At 33.5% G+C, this 21,207-nt stretch carries 15 protein-coding genes; 8 read left to right on the forward strand and 7 right to left on the reverse strand.

Annotated features, from left to right (window positions below):
* Nucleotides 1–196 precede the first annotated feature (196 nt).
* The gene (gene era, locus FGM02_RS11920; protein ID WP_139958604.1) at nt 197–1,078 is read left to right on the forward strand and encodes a GTPase Era; all 882 of its coding nucleotides are present in this window, start codon (nt 197–199) and stop codon (nt 1,076–1,078) included.
* A 43-nt stretch (nt 1,079–1,121) separates the two neighbouring features.
* Here era and FGM02_RS11925 read toward each other — a convergent pair whose 3' ends face one another.
* Nucleotides 1,122–1,625 (reverse strand): GTP-binding protein, encoded by a 504-nt coding sequence (locus FGM02_RS11925; RefSeq protein WP_139958605.1) that lies wholly within the window; start codon nt 1,623–1,625, stop codon nt 1,122–1,124.
* A gap of 262 nt (nt 1,626–1,887) precedes the next feature.
* Between FGM02_RS11925 and FGM02_RS11930 the strand changes: the two genes are divergently transcribed.
* The 3 genes from FGM02_RS11930 (at nt 1,888) to FGM02_RS11940 (ending at nt 7,334) form a co-directional block, all read left to right on the forward strand.
* Nucleotides 1,888–3,405 carry a choice-of-anchor I family protein gene (locus FGM02_RS11930; RefSeq protein WP_139958606.1) on the forward strand — a complete coding sequence of 506 codons (1,518 nt, stop codon included), beginning with the start codon at nt 1,888–1,890 and terminating at the stop codon, nt 3,403–3,405.
* 123 nt (nt 3,406–3,528) lie between these two features.
* Nucleotides 3,529–4,851, forward strand: a complete 1,323-nt coding sequence (gene der / locus FGM02_RS11935; protein ID WP_139958607.1) for a ribosome biogenesis GTPase Der — start codon at nt 3,529–3,531, stop codon at nt 4,849–4,851.
* A 116-nt stretch (nt 4,852–4,967) separates the two neighbouring features.
* Nucleotides 4,968–7,334 carry a GAF domain-containing protein gene (locus tag FGM02_RS11940; RefSeq protein ID WP_139958608.1) on the forward strand — a complete coding sequence of 789 codons (2,367 nt, stop codon included), beginning with the start codon at nt 4,968–4,970 and terminating at the stop codon, nt 7,332–7,334.
* A 3-nt stretch (nt 7,335–7,337) separates the two neighbouring features.
* Here the strand turns inward: FGM02_RS11940 and FGM02_RS11945 are convergent, their stop codons facing one another.
* Genes FGM02_RS11945 through FGM02_RS11955 form a run of 3 tightly spaced genes read right to left on the reverse strand, consistent with a single transcriptional unit; the run spans nt 7,338 to nt 11,125 of the window.
* Nucleotides 7,338–7,877, reverse strand: a complete 540-nt coding sequence (locus FGM02_RS11945) for a YfiT family bacillithiol transferase (RefSeq protein WP_139958609.1) — start codon at nt 7,875–7,877, stop codon at nt 7,338–7,340.
* A gap of 6 nt (nt 7,878–7,883) precedes the next feature.
* Complete coding sequence (locus FGM02_RS11950; protein ID WP_139958610.1) at nt 7,884–9,869, reverse strand: DUF3857 domain-containing protein; 1,986 nt, start codon at nt 9,867–9,869, stop codon at nt 7,884–7,886.
* 20 nt (nt 9,870–9,889) lie between these two features.
* Nucleotides 9,890–11,125: a Pycsar system effector family protein gene (locus FGM02_RS11955; RefSeq protein ID WP_139958611.1), complete on the reverse strand. Its 1,236-nt coding sequence runs from the start codon at nt 11,123–11,125 to the stop codon at nt 9,890–9,892.
* Nucleotides 11,126–11,280: 155 nt separating this feature from the next.
* Here FGM02_RS11955 and FGM02_RS11960 point away from each other — a divergent pair, with 155 nt between their 5' ends.
* Complete coding sequence (locus FGM02_RS11960) at nt 11,281–14,967, forward strand: metallophosphoesterase (protein ID WP_139958612.1); 3,687 nt, start codon at nt 11,281–11,283, stop codon at nt 14,965–14,967.
* Here the strand turns inward: FGM02_RS11960 and FGM02_RS11965 are convergent.
* From FGM02_RS11965 to alaS, 3 genes are all read right to left on the reverse strand, one after another.
* Entirely contained in the window at nt 14,964–15,314 is a 351-nt protein-coding gene (locus tag FGM02_RS11965; protein ID WP_139958613.1) for a hypothetical protein, read from the reverse strand. The two genes, FGM02_RS11960 and FGM02_RS11965, sit on opposite strands and share 4 nt — an antisense overlap.
* A 75-nt stretch (nt 15,315–15,389) precedes the next feature.
* Nucleotides 15,390–16,337, reverse strand: a complete 948-nt coding sequence (locus tag FGM02_RS11970) for a GSCFA domain-containing protein (protein ID WP_243739396.1) — start codon at nt 16,335–16,337, stop codon at nt 15,390–15,392.
* A gap of 97 nt (nt 16,338–16,434) precedes the next feature.
* Nucleotides 16,435–19,047 carry an alanine--tRNA ligase gene (alaS, locus tag FGM02_RS11975; RefSeq protein WP_139958614.1) on the reverse strand — a complete coding sequence of 871 codons (2,613 nt, stop codon included), beginning with the start codon at nt 19,045–19,047 and terminating at the stop codon, nt 16,435–16,437.
* Between the two features lie 158 nt (nt 19,048–19,205).
* Between alaS and FGM02_RS11980 the strand changes: the two genes are divergently transcribed.
* The 3 genes from FGM02_RS11980 (at nt 19,206) to FGM02_RS11990 (ending at nt 21,205) form a co-directional block, all read left to right on the forward strand.
* Nucleotides 19,206–20,177 carry a M23 family metallopeptidase gene (locus tag FGM02_RS11980; protein ID WP_139958615.1) on the forward strand — a complete coding sequence of 324 codons (972 nt, stop codon included), beginning with the start codon at nt 19,206–19,208 and terminating at the stop codon, nt 20,175–20,177.
* Entirely contained in the window at nt 20,177–20,506 is a 330-nt protein-coding gene (locus FGM02_RS11985; RefSeq protein WP_139958616.1) for a MerR family transcriptional regulator, read from the forward strand. The genes FGM02_RS11980 and FGM02_RS11985 overlap by 1 nt, the downstream gene beginning before the upstream one ends.
* A gap of 111 nt (nt 20,507–20,617) precedes the next feature.
* Nucleotides 20,618–21,205 carry a LemA family protein gene (locus tag FGM02_RS11990; protein WP_139958617.1) on the forward strand — a complete coding sequence of 196 codons (588 nt, stop codon included), beginning with the start codon at nt 20,618–20,620 and terminating at the stop codon, nt 21,203–21,205.
* Nucleotides 21,206–21,207 lie beyond the last annotated feature (2 nt).

Raw genomic sequence — 21,207 nt, forward strand, 5'->3', positions numbered from 1 at the left:
CTCTATCCCGCGATTTCGTGCGGCAAAGGTACATCATTTAAATTGTTATTTGCAAATTAAAAATAGCTTTTTTTACAGATAAAATATAAAACCTTTTTAAACAGTGTTTTAGTGCTTTTGTAGTTTTCAAATTTTCGTTAGTTAACACTTTTAATTCCGTAAAAAGCGAGTACCTTTGCAGCATAAATATATAATCATGACGCACAAAGCCGGTTTTGTAAACATTATTGGAAACCCGAACGTAGGTAAATCTACTTTGATGAACGCTCTTGTAGGAGAGCGCTTGTCTATAATTACATCAAAAGCACAAACAACAAGACATCGAATTTTAGGAATTGTTAACGGAGAAGACTTTCAAATTGTTTTTTCTGATACACCCGGAATTATTAAACCTGCTTACGATTTGCAGGAATCGATGATGAATTTTGTAAAGTCGGCCTTTGATGATGCGGATGTTTTGATTTATATGGTTGAAATAGGAGAGTTGGAGTTGAAAGACGAGAATTTTTTCAATAAAATTAAAAATGCAAAAATTCCCGTTTTATTGTTGATCAATAAAATAGATAAATCAAACCAAGAAGAAGTAGAGGAGAAATTAGCGTATTGGGAAGCAAAAGTTCCTAGTGCGAATGTTTATTTGATTTCTGCCTTAGAAAAATTTGGAGTGGATGTTGTTTTGGATAAGATTTTAGAAATTCTTCCAGAATCACCAGCATTTTATCCTAAAGATCAGTTGACGGATAAACCTGAACGTTTTTTTGTAAATGAATGTATTCGAGAAAAAATATTGATGCACTACAAAAAAGAAATTCCTTATTCAGTAGAAATTGAAACGGAAGAGTTTTTTGAAGATGAAAAGATTATAAAAATACGAGCTATCATTATGGTAGAACGTGAAACACAAAAAGGAATTATTATCGGTCATAAAGGGGCTGCCTTAAAAAGAGTAGGAATGGAGTCTAGAAAAGATTTGGAAAAATTCTTCGACAAAAAAATATTCCTAGACCTATATGTAAAAGTAAATAAGAACTGGAGAAACGATTCTAAACAACTTAGAAGATTCGGTTATAACGATTAATAAAAAAAGGATTTCAATTTCATGAAATCCTTTTTTTATGCTTTTAACTTTCCAATACGTCTTCCATAAAATTATGCAATTGCTGCATTTGGCTGTATCCAGTTTTTTTTCCCATTCTTCCTGCAACATATAATGCCAGCCAACTTATAGGAATGGTAGTTTCTATAATTAAAGGAAGTGTATAACTATTTCCCAAGGTCCATTGTACATATGCGGTTATTAAAAAACCGATAAAGGTAATTGCCAAAGCAAAATGTAGGAACATAAATAATGTCCATACTTGCGGCTTTGGGCCAAATAAGCCTTTTAGCAATGAACGTTTGCTGTCTATGGCTTCAATTTCTATATGTAGTTGTGGCGACCAAAAATGATCTTCTTCTTTTAGTACATCTAAAACAATATGAGCATCCACAATTTTAGCTCTAACACGACAATCATCGCGGTTTATGGCCTCTGAGAATTTATTTAATAGCAATTCCCGATTCTCTTCCAATTCAATTTGAAAGCGAGGTCTTAGGTAAATAGGATTGTTTTGTGTTACGTCCATGCTAATTTTTTTTGTCTCTTAAATATAATAAAATTATTCAAAGTATTATTTGTTAACAGGGGTAAATATAAGTGGGTGAGTTTGTTGTTGGCTTAAGCGGCTGTCTATGCAAGGTTTTCTTAACCTTTAAAAAACAGTTCTGTCAAAGAATTTAAAATTTCCTAACACTAACGAAACGCTTAGATAAGATTTTCTTAGTTTTTAGCTAACATCAAGCAGCGGGGCGACTTCTATTTTTGTCGAAAATAAAACACAAAAATCAATGAACACATTTAACAAATTATTTTTAGCGATTACTTTTATTTCTCTTATGCACACGGCATGTACGGATGAAGAAAAACCAATTGATACGACACCAATAAATACAACGGTAGATTTTATAAAAAAACATACCATTCAAGTTGGGGGAGAGGGAGCCGCAGAAATTTCAGCGTTTGATGCCGTTTCAAATAATTTATTTACGGTAAATGTAGAACAGCAAGAAATTTCAATTTACAATATTAGTAATTTGAATGCTCCTGTTAAAAAGGCATCAATTAGCCTTAGTAGCTATGGTTCGCCAAATAGTGTTGCCGTTTATGAAGGAAAACTAGCAGTTGCTGTAGAGGCTCCTGTAAAACAAAATGATGGAAAAATATTGGTCTACAATACTGCTACTTCAGCCTTAGAAAACACCTATAGTGTTGGAGCATTGCCAGATATGGTGACTTTCTCTAAAGATGGTAAATTAATTGTTTGTGCCAACGAGGGGGAACCAAATGATGCTTATACAATTGACCCAATGGGAACTGTGAGTATTATTGATCGAGAAAAAAATCTAGTAACGACCTTAGATTTTACAGCTTTTAACAGTCAAGAAGCTGCATTGGAAAAAGATGGATTTAGAGTTTTTGGGCCTGGAGCTGATTTGGCCAAAGACGTAGAGCCAGAATATATTGCTGTGTCAAAAGATTCAAAAACGGCATGGGTTTCTTTACAGGAAAATAATGGAATTGCTAAAATTAATTTAGAAACAAAAAACATTGAAGCCATTTACCCTTTAGGATATAAAGATTACAACCTTCCAAATAATTCAATAGATGCAAGTGATAAAGATGATAATACGGTTTTGCGTAATTGGAATGTAAAGGGAATGTACCAACCTGATGCAATTACTGCGGTTAACATTCAAGGAGTTGAATATATTATTTCGGCCAATGAAGGAGATGCTAGAGATTATGATGGTTTTAGTGAAGAAGTTCGTGTGGATGATTTGATTTTAGACGAGTCTGTTTATCCTGTTTCTGGTGATTTTCAGAATGAAATTAATTTAGGAAGATTAAAAACTACTACCACTTTAGGTGATGCTAACAGTGATGGAAAAGTAGAGCAAATTTATTCTTATGGTGCAAGATCTTTTTCTATTTGGTCGGCAAATGGAAATTTAATTTACGACAGTGGAAACTCAATAGCAATGCATACTATGGCTTTAACACCTGCTGTTTTTAACGGAAAAGATAAAAGGAGTGATGATAAAGGAGCTGAGCCAGAAAGTGTTGAGGTGTTAAATATTGGAGACGAACGTTATATTTTGTTTGTTGGTTTGGAAAGAAACAATCAAGTGCTATTGTATGATATTAGTAGCCCTTCTTCACCAGAGTTTTTAACAATTTTGGAAACTTCAGGAGATGAAGGACCTGAGGGATTGTTGGTGATTTCAGCAGCTGAGAGTCCTACAGGAAAAGCTTTATTAGTTGTTTCTAATGAAGTAAGTGGAACGGTAACTATCTACGAAAATTAATAAATCTACCTACCCCAGATTTGAAAAAATGACCAGCTATTTAGGCTGGTTTTTTTTTGCCTTGAGAAATAGAGGATTATAGAAATAAAAATGTGTAATTTTGCAAAAAATTAAACAGTACAAATGAATACAATTGTAGCCATCGTTGGAAGACCTAATGTAGGGAAATCAACATTATTTAATAGATTAGTACAACGTAGAGAAGCTATTGTAGATTCTGTTAGTGGAGTAACACGTGATAGACATTACGGAAAAAGTGATTGGAACGGAAAAGAATTTTCTTTGATTGATACCGGAGGGTATGTTGTTGGATCGGATGATGTTTTTGAAGGAGAAATCCGTAAGCAAGTGGTATTGGCATTGGAAGAATGCGATATCGTTATTTTTGTGGTAGATGTTACCGAGGGAATTACACCTATGGACACGGCCGTTGCCAAACTTTTAAGAAAAGCTAAAAAACCTGTTTTCTTAGCCGTAAATAAAGTAGATAATGCTATGAGAGCTGCTGATGCCGTTGAGTTTTATAACTTAGGTTTAGGAGACTATTACACAATTTCTTCTGTTAATGGATCTGGAACAGGTGAGTTATTGGATGAAGTGGTAAAAGACATGCCAATGCCAGAAGTATTTGATGAAAACGATAAAAGCAGAGCGGATGATTTACCAAGATTTGCCGTTGTTGGTCGTCCAAATGCAGGGAAATCTTCATTTATAAATGCCTTAATTGGAAAAGATAGAAATATTGTAACCGATGTTGCAGGGACTACAAGAGATTCGATTGATACGGAATATACACGTTTTGGATTTAAATTTAATTTGGTAGATACTGCCGGAATTAGAAAAAAATCTAAAGTTTCTGAAGATTTAGAGTTTTACTCTGTCATGAGAGCAGTTCGGGCCATTGAGCATTGTGATGTGGCTATTTTAATGATTGATGCCACTCGTGGTTTTGAAGGTCAGGATCAAAATATTTTTTGGTTGGCTGAAAAAAATAAAAAAGGAATTGTTGTTTTGGTTAATAAATGGGATTTGGTAGATAAAGAAACCAATACCATGAAAGAATTTGAAGCTTATGTAAGAAAGCAAATGGAGCCTTTTACAGATGTGCCAATTATTTTTACTTCTACGGTTACAAAGCAACGTTTGTTAAAAGCAATTGAAACAGCGGTTCAAGTTTTTGAAAATAGAAAACGAAGAATTACGACCAGTAAATTAAACGATACCATGTTGGATATTATTCAGCATTATTCACCTCCTGCCATCAAAGGAAAATTTGTGAAGATTAAATATTGTATGCAATTACCTACCTATACACCGCAATTTGCGTTTTTTGCCAACTTGCCGCAATATGTACGTGATCCGTACCGTAGATATTTAGAAAATAAAATGCGTGAGATTTACGATTTCAGCGGAGTGCCAATCGTAATTTATTTCAGACAAAAATAATAGAAAAGTCCAACTTTAAAGTTGGACTTTTTTTTGTTTAAATGTAAGTAGCGTTGTAAAAAGGCGACTTCTAGTAGATGCAATTTTTAAGTATCTTTGCATTGTAAACCACAGGTATGAAAATAATCAATTCTCCTTATAGAAATAATATCCTTCCCATTCAGATAAAGATTAGTTTCGAGAAAATTTATGAGTTTTTGGAAAATAAAGCTTCCAATAAAAATAATTTTTTTCAAGATACGGCCGTTCAAGCTTTGAATGAATTTAATAAATACCCTGTTTTACGAGAAGGTTTTACAGATTTAAATTTACTTGAAACTTATAGCGAGCAGATTGGACATTTGTTAGAAATACTTTTTCCTGAATTGCTACAAAGCAATGAAATAAAAGCAGCCAGTATTCCTTTTAATTTTACCACATTTAAACTGTCAAACCGATTTCGAAAAATTATAGAGGATGCCGGTGACGATTATGTTTTAAGTGTGCGTGACTTTGAAGAAGATAAAATGTACATTTTGGCTTGTACGTTTATCGTAGCCTATTATTACAATTTTACGTTAGATTTTAAACGACCTATTTTTTACGACATTCCAAATAAAAAAACAGGAGAGGTAAAACATTACAGAACAACGTTTAATGGTGATTTTTTCGAAATAATTAAAACGGAAACCGCGCCTCCTATTTCTGAAGAAGCTATCATTAGTCTGCTAGATAATTTTGATAATATTGAAAAGTGGAAAGAATTATTTCCTCCTAATAGCTATATTTTAAAAGGTTTTGGCTTGACCAATCTTTTTGATGTAACGCAAGATGAAATGATTTCAAACTTAAAAGCCAATCTCTTAAAAAAGGATGCAAATGCTATTTTGGGAGTTCGGGATAATTTGGCGACTATTTACAATATTCCCAATTTAAAATTTGGGTTTACCATGTACGATTCGGAGTCTAAAAAATTAAAGGCGACTGAGAAATATGCCATGGCTAGTTTGTCAATGGTGGCAAATACCCAAAGAATTTGTGCTGATTATTTTTGCGAAAGTGTTTTGCAAAAAGTATTTACCGACAAAAAAATATTGGCTATTTCGGATGTTGAAAAATATGGGGTAGCCACAAATGAAAACGAATTTTATAGAAGTTTACATAAAAAAAATATTCAAAGTATTATTTTAATTCCATTAGTGTCCAATGATTGTTTGTATGGAATAATGGAACTGGGGTCTGATAAAAAACACGAATTAAATTCGATCAATGCCTACAAGCTAAAAGATATTGTTCCCGTTTTTACAATGGCTTCTCAAAGAGCTATGGAAGAAAGACAATTAAAGTTAGAATCCATAATTCAAGAAAATTATACAACCATTCATCCTACGGTAAAATGGCGTTTTATTGAAGCCGCTGAAAATTATTTAGATACTTTTAAAGAAGATAAAAAGTCTTTAAATCTTGAGGAAATTGTATTTGATGAGGTATATCCTTTGTTTGGCCAATGTGATATTAAAGGATCTTCTATCGCTCGAAATAAGGCGATACAAGAAGATGTTACTATTCAATTAAAATCAGTGATTACCTTAGTCAATAAAGCCTTAGAAACAGAAAACTTGCCTATATATAATGAATTAATTTTCAGAACAGAAAATTATTTAGACGCCATAAAAATGGGCTTAAAAACGGGTGATGAACAGACTATCATCAAATTTTTAAGTCAGGAGGTGACACCAGTTTTTTTACATCTAAAAAAGAACGAATTTTTGAAGCCTTCGGTGGTAGAGTATGAATCAAGGATCAATGAAAAGCTGCAAATTGTTTATGAAAAACGAAAAGAATACGAAGACTATGTAACCTTGTTAAATGATCGTTTGGCAACACACATAGATGCAGGTCAAATAGAAGCGCAAAAAATGTTTCCACATTATTTTGAACGTTACAAAACTGATGGGGTTGAGTTTAATATGTATATAGGGCAGTCGCTAGTAAAGGATAAGGATTTTGATGAATTGTATCTTCAAAATTTACGTTTGTGGCAGCTAAAGCTAATTTGCGAGTTAGAGCATATTGTGCATGATTTGGAAGGAGAAAGCAATTATTCCTTAGATATTGCTTCTTTAATTTTAGTACACAGCAGTTCCTTGGCCATAAAATTTAGAATGGATGAAAAACAGTTTGATGTTGATGGTGCCTATAATATTCGCTACGAAATCATAAAAAAGAGAATAGACAAAGCTCATATAAAAAACACAACAGAACGTGTAACACAACCTTATAAAATTGCCATTATATATACGCAGAATTCCGACAAACAAGAGTACTTAAGGTATATTGCCTATTTGCAATCCAAAGGGTTTTTACAGGAAGGGGTAGAAGATGTGGAGTTGGAAGACCTCCAAGGAATTTCAGGCTTAAAAGCCTTGCGTGTTCCAGTAAATTACAACACTCCAAAAGAAAATATTTCCTTTGAAGAGTTGATGAAAGTAATCAAAGAATAAACTTTAGTATTGATAGGCTAAAGCATTTTTTAAATGTTGTAAATGATGGTTAGAGTGCCATGCATAGGTGCCTACAACTTCCTCTAAACAAAACTTTTTTCCGTGTTCCGGGTGTACATATTGTTTTTTTAAATCAGCAGCTGTTAGATTGGTCATTACAGTGGCTAACTTGGCGTGTAAACCTTTTAATAATTGTAGACTGTCGGTTAAATCATCATCCAATGAATCGGGTAGTTCTGCCCAACGATCTTCAAAATAAGGACGGATGGTCGGCAATTCTTCCGTAAGGGCAAGCTTAAAGCGAATAAGGCTATTCATATGACTGTCGGCACAATGATGCACTACTTGTTTGAGCGTCCAACCATTTGGTCTGTAACGATAATTTAATTCTTTTATAGTCAGGTTGTTGACAAGTGGCTCTATGCGTTCAGGGAATTTAGCCACATCTTCTATCCAAGTAGCAATTATTTCTTTTGTGATTTCTGCTGGTTTCGTAAATTCTCCTATCGGAAATTTTAAGTTGTAAATTTCTTTGTCTGTCATCTGTTTTTATTTTTTCTTTTGTAAAACAATCAGTGATTTGGTTTGTGCATGCACGACTTCCGACATAATTTTTTTCAAACCAGAATAAAAAATAGAAGGGTAAAAAGATTCTTTAAAATTTAAAGTAAACGTAGTTCTTACTTTAGAGCCTAGTACAGTACTGCTCATATAAATACTTGCTTTTTTCTCGGGTAATGTCAAACGAATATTTTTAGGTATTTCTACAATTTCATAGCTGTCGCCTAGGTCCATAGTTATGGAATAGCTATACGCATCTTTGAAACCGAAATCTACGGGGTAGGTTCTTTCTTGGAGTTTGAAAGGGTTTTCGGTAAAGAGTTTTAATAGAAACGGATCAAAATAAAATTTATCCTGATTGTTTTCATTTATTTTTTTTGAAATTTTTACTGTTTCAGTGAAATAGGTATCTGTAATTTTTTCAGTTTTAACAATATGTTCCTTAGCACTAAATCCATGAAGTTGATCCTTGTATTTGTTTAAATATTGCTCTTTGTTAGAAAAATAGGCTTTCTTTTTTGTTAAACCATGGTAGCCGGAATAACGAGTATTCATTTGTCCAACTAATTCTTGGTTTTCATTTAAGTTAAGCTGTATGCTTATCTGACTTTTAGAGGTTTCATGAGCTGCAATAGCTGTCCAATCACTATCGTTTTTAAAATCTAATTTTCTTCCGTATTGGTTCAAACTTCGAAAAGGGAGCTGCCCAAAAGTTAAATAGGGGTCTGTAGCATCCAATAAATATTTTTGATCCTCTATAAGAAGTTCTACAATAGAATAATTAAATTCTGAAATAACCGGAAATATTTTTGTAGGCAAGCCATTTTCACGAGTGGAAATCAGAACCAAATTGGCATCCAATCCGTTTTCTTTTAATAAATTTCGTAGCAATACATTTAAATCTGTAACACTTCCCGATTGTTCTTTGATTAGTTTTTTTAAGGAAATTTGGGTAAATACACGGTTTTCTTTGTTCCAAGAATAATTTTGTTGAACATATAAAAATATTTCTTTTGCTTTTTCTAGTGGTGTGTTTGCCGTTAAAACAAGTGGGATTAGTAGCTTTTCAGAAATGTTTTTCTTTCTCAATTCTTTACCTACCGATTCGTCTCTTTTAATTTCTCTGTCTACCGTTTTCCACGATTTTGTGTAATCTCTTTTGGTTCCATCAAACCATTCGGTACTGATCAGTTCGTATTCTATTTTCGACAAATAGTTTTTCTTTGAAGTCATATAATCTTCCTCTATAAAAGCAGGGATGTCCTTCATAATATAAAGTGTTTTTGCACAACTAGCACTTGCCGTTCCGTGCGTTAAACAATCTCTTTCTAATTCAGCAGTGTTTGTGTCCAACTTTTTTTCACCAACTAATTTAATATTGTAAATATAATTAGCTGGGATTTTTGTGTTGTATTCAGAATAGAGCTTTGGAATATCTTCTTGGAAAGTCCATTCTTTGAAATTAAAAATAAAAGGAGATTTTAGAGAATAGCGATACGTAATTACAGAGCCTTCTTTTAAGTTGGGCAGTGTGAATTTGACCAAGTTTAAGCGGTCATTGTATTTTTCTTTATAAATGTTTTCTGAAGTTAAATGAGTAATTTCTACTTTGCCATTTACCTTGGTGTAGGTTGTTGCTTCTATGTCATCTATTTCTTCGTGAGAAGAATCATTTCTGTACAAATAAACTTCAACAGTTCCTTTGTCGAATGCTTTTCGGTTAAAAATTTTGATTTTTTTAGCGTAATGAGTGACTATATTATAATCAGCACCTTCCACATAACTATCACCATATTCGTAAATAACTAAGGCGTTTGCGGTTGAATCTTTCGCGTAAAAAGAATTGTTTAAATCGTTTTCAGAAACTCTTAATTCTGAACTGTTGAAAGCCTTTTGTGCGTAATTGTATTGAGTTGTTAGTAGTAGTAAAGCGAGCATCGCAAAAAGTGCTGGCTTATTTTTTTTAATTTTCATAGTCAATTTAAAAGTATTTTTTATTTTAATTTATGGGTCACTATTTCTTCAGGAATTGTTAAAAATGCAAGGACAAAACATAAAACAGAAGCAATAATTCCGATCATAAAAACAACATAGGTAATTCTGAGTAATCGGTATTTTCTGGCCAATACCAAACCTAAAAAATAAAGATCTTTGGTCATGGAACCATACAGGTATTCTCTGTCGTTCATTAATTTTTGAATGCCATAATTAAAATCTTCTAAAGGCATTTTGTGAAAGTTTCCAAAGAACAATAAATTCACTTTTTTGTCCTCAATATCCTTTCTTGAAAATTTGCCAGAAGTCACTTTTGGTTTGGTTGATATAATTGCTCCAATAATAGAAGCCACCGATGTAAGTACAAAAACCAGCGTTGGAATAATTAAAAAATGGTTGCTTTCTTTGTCTAATTTTGGAACCAAATTGGCCAAAGCAATAGATAGTATAATAGCATTGACACTCAGTAGAATGTTGGCTTTCGTGTCGGCAATATCACTTAGTTTGATATGGTTTCTTAGCGTTACCTTAAACATGGTTTCTACCCCTTTTTCTGGTTTGTCGGCTTTCGCTATTTTATCTTTTTTTTCAGAAGCTTTTAGGGCTGACTTTTCTTTTTTGGTTATTTCTTTAGCCTTTTCTTTTTTTAATTCTTCTTTGACAAAAAGCCAGTTTTTTGTTTTTTGCTGGTGGAATTTTTCAAAAGCAGTATCTGTAAAATATTTATGATTTTCTAAAAAGGAAATTCCGGTTGCTAACCATTCTGAATCTTTAATTTTTTTACAGTCACGAACTTCCCATTCTGTTTTAAGGAGACTGCTTTTTTTGATGAAATCTTTAGATCCTAAATGTGCCAAGTCGGCATCGCATAAAATTTCTTCAAGTTTATTGTTAGGGTTTTGAGGCATTTTGGTAGCTTCAATACACCCTAAAATGGTCTTTGTTTTTTCTTTGTCAAAATCGTGTTTCTTTAAAAAGGCTTCCGCTTCAATTTTACTAGTATCTTCATGGCCTTTACAGCCTGCAATAAAACCAGTATCATGAAACCATGCCGCTAATAAAACAAGTTCCAATTCAGAATCTCGCAAATTCTCTCCTTGTGCAATTTCGTTTGCGGCAGCAACAACATCTAGCGTATGGTTGTAATTGTGGTAAATAACTTGCGTAGGTAATTTTGTTTTAAACAGGTGTATTACATGTTTTTTTGCGTTGATCAGTATTTTCGAGTTTTCCATAAGAGCTTTCCACTAGATATTTCAAATATATCAATTTTATAACAGTAATACTTATTCTCTATTAAGAAGAATTTTAGGATTAAAGTAATAATTTAGCAAAGTTTCCGACCAAATGGAGGTCTGTAAAACTAGGCGGATTTAAAACCTGATATTTAATGAGTTATACGTACTGTAAATTAATTTTTATTTTTTCAATAGGATTGTTTGTGCAATCTTGTGCTAGTTTTGACGAGCAAATAAGTGATTCTTACAAAGGTTGGGTTGAAGATGAGTTGCATGGAGAACTTGTTTATTCCATGTATTTAATTGGAGATGCAGGAAATGCCAGCCTGAATGAAACTACTTTTACCTTAAAAGCTTTAGAAAATAAATTAAAAATTGCAGGTAAAAATAGTACGGCTTTGTTTTTGGGAGATAATATTTACCCTGTGGGAATGCCTTCAAAAAAGCACAAAAAAAAGCGTGCTTTGGCAGAGCATCGTATCAAAACACAAACCGATATTTTAAAAGATTTTAATGGAACCTCGATATTTATTCCTGGAAATCACGATTGGTATAGCAACGGATTGAATGGTTTGGAAAGAGAACAAAAATTTATTGAAAAAGAATTACAAAATAAAAATGTGTTTTTTCCACAAGATGGTTGTCCACTTGAAAAAATTGATTTGACAGATGATTTGGTTATTATTGCTATTGACAGTCAGTGGTATTTAGAAGATTGGAACAAGCATCCAACCATGAATGATAATTGTCCTTATATCAAATCAAAGCGAAAATTTTTTGAAGAGTTAAAGGGTATGCTGAATAAAAACAGTGAAAAAACTGTAGTCATTGCTTTGCATCATCCCGTGTTTACAAATGGTACCCATGGTGGAAAATACAGTGCAAAAAGTCATTTGTTTCCATTGGGGAATTCTATTCCATTGCCTGGCGTAGGTTCTTTTTTCAATTTGCTAAGAGAAACCAGTGGTTTAAGTCCGCAAGATTTACAAAACAAGAATTATTCTGAATTGGCAAATAAAATAGTCACGTTAAGTCAACCCTATAAAAAAGTAGTTTTTGTTTCTGGTCACGATCATAATTTGCAGTTTTTAAAGAAAAAGAATAAAATTCAAATTGTAAGTGGTTCGGCTTCAAAAAAATCGGCGACAAAATTGGGCAGTGATACGGGGTTCACTTATGGTCATGAAGGATATAGTCAATTGAATTTTTACAAAGACGGTTCAGCAAAAGTTGTTTTTTACGGAACATCTGAAAATGCGGAAAAAAAAGTATTTCAAGCTGAGGTTTTTCCTGCCGACAAAGCCTATACGAAGAAGTTTCCAAAAGAAGAACGCAAAACTTTTGTGACTTCTATTTATTCAAAAGAACAAACCGATAAAAGTTTCTTGTACAAGCTTCTTTGGGGAGACCATTATCGAAGGTATTATAGTAAAAACATTGAAGCGCCTATTGTGTTGTTAGATACCCTTTTTGGGGGATTGACACCCGTTAAAAAAGGAGGAGGGAACCAATCTAATTCTATTCGTTTGGAAGATAAAACCGGCAAACAATATGTGATGCGTGCTTTGAAGAAAAGTGCAACCCGATTTTTACAATCTGTGGCTTTTCAAGAAGAGTATGTAACGGAAAAATTTGAAGATACTTATACAGAAGATTTGTTGCTAGATTTTTACACATCAGCGCATCCTTTTACACCTTTTGTAGTAGATGATTTGTCGAAACCTTTGGGGATTTACCACACCAATCCAAATCTGTATTATATTCCGAAGCAAGATGCTTTGCAAAAGTACAATGAGCAATTTGGAAATCAATTGTATATGATTGAAGAAAGAGCGGCTTCCGGTCATGGAAATTTGGAGAGTTTTGGTTTTGCAGACAAAGTAATTAGTACAGACGATTTGTTTAAAAATTTACGTAAAAGTAAAGACTATACAGTAGATGAGCCGGCTTATGTACGAGCCAGATTATTTGATTTATTGATTGGTGACTGGGATCGTCATGCGGATCAATGGCGTTGGGCTGAATTTAAGGAGGGTGATAAGCGTTTCTATCGTCCTGTTCCTAGAGATAGAGATCAGGCATTTTCTAATTACGACGGACTTTTACTCACCTCCCTAACACGTTTAATTCCTTCGGTACGTTTGATGCAAACCTATGATACTGAAATAAGAAGTATCAAATGGTTTAGTGATGAACCGTACCCATTAGATTTGGCTTTTCTTCAAAATAATGAAAAAGCCATGTGGTTAAAAGAAGCCAAATTTATACAAGATAATTTAACAGATGAAATTATTGATCATGCTTTTGAAGATGTGCCTGAAGAGGTAAAAGATGAAAGTCTTTTAAAAATAAAAAACACCTTAAAGTATAGAAGAGCAAAGCTGTTAGATATTGCTAGCTATTACAATGCTTATCTGCTGAAATTTGTCACCCTAAAAGGAACAGACAAAGATGATTGGTTTGAAATTCTTCATAAAGAAGACAAAAAGACAGTTGTTCAGCATTTTAATATAAAAAATGGCGAAAAAGGAAAATTGATCAAAGAGAATATTTACGATGGAGGTTTGACCAAAGAAATTTGGATTTATGGTTTAGATGATGATGATCATTTTGTGATTTCAGGTGATGCTAAGGGACATTCTAAAATAAAGTTAATCGGTGGGCAGAATAAAGATACCTATGTCGTAAATGACAATCCGAATGTGAAAATTCACGACTTTAAGAGTAAGAAAAATAAGTTTCAAGCCAAAAGAAAATTTTTAGAATTATCGGATAGATATACAGAGCAAGTTTATGATTATCGAAAAATTAAAAAGAATGTCAATCAGCTTATGCCTTCCTTAGGACTCAATCCGGATGATGGATTGAAATATGGTTTTTTAAATACGTTTACGCATTATGGCTTTTTAAGAAATCCGTTTACTTACAAGCATGCTTTTGGAGCAATGTATTACAATGCCACTGAAGGATTTGAATTGACGTATAATGGGGAGTTTGCTACTAGTAAAACAAATTGGAATTTAGGAATTGAGAGTCGATTTACAAGTCCGAATTACAGTATCAATTTTTTTGAATTTGGAAATGAAACGGAAAACAAAGGAAAAGAAAAAGGGAAGGATTACAACAGGGTAAAGTTGAGTACCATTAGTTTGGCCCCTTCTTTTATATGGAAAGGTTTTTCAGAAGCTACGTTTAAATTAAGTCTGCCTTTTGAAGCTATTGAAATAGAAGAAACAGAAGGAAGAATAACTTCAGAAAGTATTTATGAACGCGCTTATTTTGCGGGAATGAAAGCGCAATTTAGTTACAGCCACTATGATAATATTTCCTTGCCAACACTAGGCTTTGCTTTTGATGTTTCAGCAGCCTATAGCTCAAATTTAAATGGAGATCATGACAATTCTTATGTAAAATCTATGATGAGTTTTGTTCATAAATTGAACAGTTCAGGAAAAATAACGCTTTCAACAAAACTGAAAGGACATTTGGTATTTCAAGATGAATTTGAAATATACCAAGCAGCAAGTATTGGAGGTGCTGATGGGTTACGCGGATTTAGAAATCAGCGTTTTACAGGAAAGAATAGTTTTTACCAAAATACAGATATACGATTTACCTTAAAAGAAAAAAACACAGCACTTGTGCCTGTTAGCTATGGTGTTGCTTTGGGCTATGATTATGGAAAAGTTTGGATGATTGGCGAGAGCTCTACAAAATGGCACGCTGCCTACGGAGGTTCCTTATGGTTAAATGCAAACGGTTTGGCTACGGGGAATTTGGCCTTGTTTTCTTCAGAAGATGGCTTGCGTGTAAGTTTTGGTATTGGATTTGGATTTTAGTCCTTGTAAATGCTTCTGTCTTTGTGCGTAAATTTGTGGATGGCATAAAAAATAAAACCCAATATAGCTCCTGTTAATGTTCCCATATTTATGGGGTCAAAATCGTGGCCAGTAATAAGAAATTTTATATAGAAAACAGAAGCCCCAATAATTAAACAGCCTAAAAATAAATTAAATTCTTTTTTTGAAAAAATCGCATAAGTACCACAGATAATTCCGGTGATTATCGAGCTTAGGGTGATTTTAGTATAGATCACTTTGTCAAATGTAAATTCGTTGACAAAGTACGAACTTATAAGAATTCCAATAATAGCGCCTGCTAAAAGGCCAACACTAATTTTCTTCATAGTTTGGGGGTATCAGAAATATGAAGTAAATATAGTGAAATATTATTCAATCTATTTTTATGTTTTGTCGAAGTGTTAAAAGGAAATAGCTAATTGAGCTTCTAGACTCCAAATTTGAGTTTTTAAATGCTCCTTGAATTTTTTATGTGCTTCTGAATCAGGGTTGAAAGGTTTGTGTGAAATGCTTTTTTGAACATTGTCTATTTTTTTTAAGAGTTCTGTTGGCGTTGCAATCCATGCTTGTACAAACTGTTCCCAAATATATGTAATAGCCGTTTCGTTTGGATGAATCATATCAGCTGCATAGAATCGATAATCTCTTAAATCATCCATCATTATTTCATAAGCAGGGAAATAAGAAACTGCATTGGATTTTAATAGCCGATGAATTGCTGAAATTAAATGCGACTTGCTCAAAGAGTTTTCAATCATACCGTCTTTTACATGACGTACAGGACTTACTGTGTAAATAATTTTCAGATCAGGATTGATTTTTGAAATTCCGTTTTGGATTCTTTGCAGACTTTGGGTGATTTCATCTACAGTCAATAATTCTTTTGAAAATTCTTTTTGCGGAATTTTATGACAATTGGCCACAACGGTATCCGTTTCTACATGTTTGTAAATCCAAGCGGTTCCTAAGGTAATTATTAAGTGACTAGCTTCTTTTAGTTTTTTGTTTGTACTAGCGATGGTTGAATTGATTGCTGTGACTATTTCCGCTTCCGTGTTTTTTGAAAAATCGGAATGGTGATGGAAACTATGATACCTTTCATTGTGTAAAATTAAGTCGGAAGTATCGTAGTGTTGTAAATGCAGACAATCAAAAATAGCTTTTTCTATCGCTAGTGGGTGAAATAAAACGCCATAAGGATTTGTGGTTTGCTGAAACTTGTAATAGGCCAATTTTTTACCCATATTTTCAGAAAAACAAGAACCAAACAATACAATTGAAGAAGTATGGCTAATGGTCTTAAAATTATTTTTAGTTTTTATGACGGTTCTGAAAATTGAATCTGACAAAATATATGGGTTTAGTAAGCAAACAAAGATACAATAGAAAAAGAAAAAACCTCATTTGAAAAACAAATGAGGTTTTGATCGTATTAGTTATCTCTTTTTAAGAAATGTATTCTTTTGCTTTTGCAATAGCTTCCGGAATTCCTGCTGGATTTTTACCTCCTGCTGTGGCAAAGAATTTTTGACCACCACCGCCACCTTGGATCAGTTTTCCAAGTTCTCGAACAATTTTACCGGCATCCAACCCTTTTTCTTCGACTAAATTTTTTGAAATATACGAAGTCAATAGTGCTTTTCCGTTTAATTCAGTTCCGGCAAAGAAAAATAAATTTTCTACTTCATTCCCTAGCTCGTGTGCCAAATCTTTTAATGCAGCAGCATCTAAATCAATTTGTGTAGCCAAATAGTTAATTCCGTTTATTTCAGAAATTTCATTTTTAAGCTGCACTTTTAAGTTTTTCGCTTTTTCTTTTACCAGCGCGTCAATTTGCTTTTTTAAGGCAGAATTTTCATCTTGTAAATTAACAATAGTTTTTACCGTGTCAGGCGTGTTTTTTAAGACCTTTTTAATTTCAGATATTAAGCTGTCTTGTTTGGTATAATGTGCTTTTACAGCATCAGAAGTAATGGCTTCAATTCTTCTAATTCCTGCAGCAACAGCTCCTTCAGAAACTATTTTTAATTGCCAAATAGCATTTGTGTTTTGTACATGCGTTCCTCCGCACAACTCAGCAGATTCTCCAAACTGTACCATTCTAACAACATCTCCATACTTTTCGCCGAACAAAGCCATAGCACCTTTGTCAATCGCTTCTTGCATTGGTATTCCTCTAAAATCATTCAATTGAATTCCTTCGGCTATTCTAGCATTTACAAAATCCTCCACTTGCTTTAATTCTTCAGCAGTTACTTTTGAAAAGTGAGAAAAGTCGAAACGTAAATTTTTTGCATTTACCAAAGATCCTTTTTGCTCTACATGCGCACCCAAAACACTTCTTAATGCTTGGTGTAATAAATGTGTTGCCGAGTGGTTACATTCCGTAAGTACACGATTGTTTTTATTAACGATTGCCGTAAAAGCATCCGTTGGTCTTGTCGGTAATTTTTTAGTAAAGTGAATAATTAAATTGTTCTCTTTCTTAGTGTCTAAAATGCTGATTTTTTCAGTTCCGTTTGTAAAATATCCTTTGTCACCAACTTGTCCACCTCCTTCTGGGTAAAAAGGCGTTTTGTTGAAAACAATTTGGTATTGGTCACCGTCTTTTTTAGAAGAAACTTTTCTGTATCTCGTAATATTTACTTCAGCTTCTAATTGGTCATAGCCAACAAATTCTTTAGCCTCGTCTGTTTGCAATAAAGTCCAATCATCAGTGTCCATTTGAGCAGCTGCTCTTGAACGTGTTTTTTGTTTTTGCAATTCACTATTAAATTCAGCTTCATCTAAGGACAAACCTTTTTCTTCTAAAATCAGAGAAGTTAAGTCGATAGGGAATCCAAAAGTATCATACAATTCAAAAGCTTTCGCTCCAGAAATTTGTTTTCCTTCTGTTTCTGCAATAATGCTGTCTAATAAATTCAACCCTTGACCTAAAGTTCTTAAGAAAGAATTTTCTTCTTCCTGAATTACTTTTGAAATCAACTGGTATTGGGCTTTTATTTCAGGGAAATTAGCACCCATTTGCTCATTTAATACTTCAACAAGTTGGTAAATAAAAGCTTCCTTTTGATCTAAGAAAGTAAAAGCATATCGAATGGCTCTTCTTAAAATTCTTCGAATCACATATCCGGCACCGTTGTTTGCAGGTAGCTGACCATCAGCAATAGAGAAAGCAACAGCTCTTACATGGTCTGCAATAACACGAATGGCAATGTCAGTTTCTTCAGTTTTGCCATAAGTGGTATTCGTTATTTTTTCAATTTTAGAAATTAGCGGTGTAAATACATCCGTATCATAGTTTGATTGTACGTTTTGCATTACCATACATAAACGCTCAAATCCCATTCCGGTATCCACATGTTGTGCAGGTAATTTTTCTAAGGAACCGTCCGCTTTTCTGTTATACTGCATAAAAACCAAATTCCATATTTCTACCACCTGTGGGTGATCCATATTGACAAGGTCTCTTCCAGAAACTTTTGCTTTTTCTTCAGCAGAACGGATATCTACATGAATTTCAGAACATGGTCCACAAGGTCCTTGTGCTCCCATTTCCCAAAAATTGTCTTTTTTATTTCCTAGAATAATTTTGTCTTCAGGCACAATGTCCTTCCATAAATCATAGGCTTCTTGATCTAATTTCAAGTTGTCGGCATCGTTGCTTCCTTCAAATACACTTACGTACAACGAGTCTTTGTCTATTTTTAAACGGTCGGTCAATAATTCCCAAGCCCATTCAATGGCTTCTTGTTTAAAATAATCACCAAAACTCCAGTTTCCTAACATTTCAAACATGGTGTGGTGGTAGGTATCTTTACCAACTTCTTCCAAATCATTGTGCTTACCAGATACACGCAAACATTTTTGAGTATCTACTACTCGAGAATTAGCAATGGCTTTCTGACCTAAAAAATATTCCTTAAACTGATTCATCCCAGCATTTGTAAACATCAAAGTAGGATCGTCTTTTAAAACAATAGGTGCAGAGGCAACAATTTTGTGGTTTTTCTCTACAAAAAAGTTTAAAAACTGTTGTCTTATTTCTTGTGACTTCATCGTGTGTAATTATCTATTATCAACTATTAAAAAAATGCTAAAAATTAAACTAGTGAAAGTAAGTCTAAAACATTTTGTAAATTTGCTCTCATCAAACGGAAAAAACAGCGTTGTTTTGTCTGTTAAAATGAGCATACAAAAGTACTACATTTAGCATTATGGCGAAAGTAAAATTTTATTACGATTCAGACACACTCTCTTACAAGAGAATTACCGTGAAGAAGAGTACCAAAATAAAGAAAACCTTATTACTTATTACCGCAATGTTGTTGATCGCATTTATCGGTTTTATAGGGTTTAGCCCCATTATAAAATCGCCAGAACAGATAAAATTAGAGAGTGAATTGGAGAATTTAAAGTTGCATTACCAACTTTTATCCAAACGCGTGGATCAAGGAACGGAAGTATTGAAGGATATTCAAGAACGTGATGACAATATTTATCGTGTGTATTTTGAAGCAGAACCAATTTCCAAAGAAGAAAGGCAAGCTGGTTTTGGAGGGGTAAACAGGTATAAATCTTTAGATGGTTTTGAAAACTCAACCATGATTAAGGAAGTCACAAAAAAAATAGACGTGCTGTCGAAGCAATTAGTAGTGCAATCAAAATCATTGGATGAGATTGTGAAAATGGCTAAGAATAAAAAAGAAATGTTGGCTGCCATTCCAGCAATTCAGCCTGTTTCTAATAAAAATTTGAAGCGAATGGCATCAGGATATGGTTACCGTATTCATCCTATTTATAAAACGAAAAAATACCATTGGGGAATGGATTTCTCTGCTCCCAAAGGAACACCCGTATATGCAACAGGAGATGGGAAGGTGTCTAAAGCCATAAAATCTAGAAGAGGTTTGGGAAATCATGTGCAAATAAACCATGGGTTTGGTTATAAAACAAATTATGGGCATATGGAGAGTTTTGTTGTCCGTAAAAATCAAAATGTACAAAGAGGAGATTTGATAGGATATGTTGGGACTTCAGGAACTTCTACAGCACCACATTTGCATTATGAGGTGGTAAAAGGAGATCGAAAAGTAAACCCAGTTTATTATTACTTTAATGACTTAACGCCTGAGGAATATGACAAAATGCTAGAAATGTCCTCGCAAGAAAACCAATCATTGGACTAATGAATATAGAACTACCAGAAAAACGATACTATAAAATAGGAGAAGTTGCGAAAGCTTTTGGCGTGAATGCTTCTTTGATTCGTTTTTGGGAAAAAGAATTTGTAATCATTAAGCCTAAGAAAAACGGTAAAGGAGACCGAATGTTTACCCAAGAAGATGTAAAAAATTTTCAATTAATTTTTCATTTAGTAAAAGAAAAAGGATTTACTTTAGATGGGGCAAAAAACAAATTGAAAACGCAACCGAAAGCAACTGTAGATACCCATGATGTCATTGCGCGATTGGAATCAGTGAAGGCAGAATTGATAAAAATTAGAAATCAATTGTAGTAGAAAATGGCAAGGCTGACAAAATTTCAGTCTATAAAATTTGGTATGTAAATTGACATGTAATAGGAGAGTGAATAATTCTCAGTTTTGTAATTAAATAAAATAAGAATCATGAAAAAATGGATACCGTTACTTATTGTTGGAATCGTTTTAATTTGGGGGTATAGTACATTTAAAGGGTTTAACAATACAGCTATTAATTTTCAGGAAGATGCGAAAACAAGTTGGTCTAATGTGGAAAGTTCTTACCAACGTAGAGCCGATTTGATCCCAAATTTGGTGAATACCGTAAAAGGTTATGCAGCACATGAAAAAGAGACTTTGGAAGCCGTAATCAAAGCAAGATCAGAAGCAACGAGTACTAAAATTGATGCCAGTAATTTGACACCAGAAACCATGGGGCAATTTCAAAAAGCACAACAAGGATTGACAGGAGCTTTAGGGAAATTGATGGTTATTGCTGAAAAGTACCCAGAGTTAAAAGCAAATACGAACTTTTTAGAATTGCAGAGTCAATTGGAAGGGACGGAAAATAGAATTAAGGTAGAAAGAGATCGTTTTAATGCTTCTATAAATAGTTACAATAAGCATATTAAAATATTTCCTAACAGTTTGTTTGCAAACATGTTTGGTTTCGAAGAAATGTCTCGATACAAATCTGCGGAAGGAAGTGAAAAAGCGGTTGAAGTAAAATTTTAAAC

Source organism: Flavicella sediminum (assembly GCF_006381105.1).
GTDB lineage: Bacteria > Bacteroidota > Bacteroidia > Flavobacteriales > Flavobacteriaceae > Flavicella > Flavicella sediminum.

Bases quoted from the DNA above. Each gene is read 5' to 3' on its own strand.
- era (WP_139958604.1), top strand. From the start codon at position 197: ATGACGCACAAAGCCGGTTTTGTAAACATTATTGGAAACCCGAACGTA.
- FGM02_RS11925 (WP_139958605.1), bottom strand. From the start codon at position 1,625: ATGGACGTAACACAAAACAATCCTATTTACCTAAGACCTCGCTTTCAA.
- FGM02_RS11930 (WP_139958606.1), top strand. From the start codon at position 1,888: ATGAACACATTTAACAAATTATTTTTAGCGATTACTTTTATTTCTCTT.
- der (WP_139958607.1), top strand. From the start codon at position 3,529: ATGAATACAATTGTAGCCATCGTTGGAAGACCTAATGTAGGGAAATCA.
- FGM02_RS11940 (WP_139958608.1), top strand. From the start codon at position 4,968: ATGAAAATAATCAATTCTCCTTATAGAAATAATATCCTTCCCATTCAG.
- FGM02_RS11945 (WP_139958609.1), bottom strand. From the start codon at position 7,877: ATGACAGACAAAGAAATTTACAACTTAAAATTTCCGATAGGAGAATTT.
- FGM02_RS11950 (WP_139958610.1), bottom strand. From the start codon at position 9,869: ATGAAAATTAAAAAAAATAAGCCAGCACTTTTTGCGATGCTCGCTTTA.
- FGM02_RS11955 (WP_139958611.1), bottom strand. From the start codon at position 11,125: ATGGAAAACTCGAAAATACTGATCAACGCAAAAAAACATGTAATACAC.
- FGM02_RS11960 (WP_139958612.1), top strand. From the start codon at position 11,281: ATGAGTTATACGTACTGTAAATTAATTTTTATTTTTTCAATAGGATTG.
- FGM02_RS11965 (WP_139958613.1), bottom strand. From the start codon at position 15,314: ATGAAGAAAATTAGTGTTGGCCTTTTAGCAGGCGCTATTATTGGAATT.
- alaS (WP_139958614.1), bottom strand. From the start codon at position 19,047: ATGAAGTCACAAGAAATAAGACAACAGTTTTTAAACTTTTTTGTAGAG.
- FGM02_RS11980 (WP_139958615.1), top strand. From the start codon at position 19,206: ATGGCGAAAGTAAAATTTTATTACGATTCAGACACACTCTCTTACAAG.
- FGM02_RS11985 (WP_139958616.1), top strand. From the start codon at position 20,177: ATGAATATAGAACTACCAGAAAAACGATACTATAAAATAGGAGAAGTT.
- FGM02_RS11990 (WP_139958617.1), top strand. From the start codon at position 20,618: ATGAAAAAATGGATACCGTTACTTATTGTTGGAATCGTTTTAATTTGG.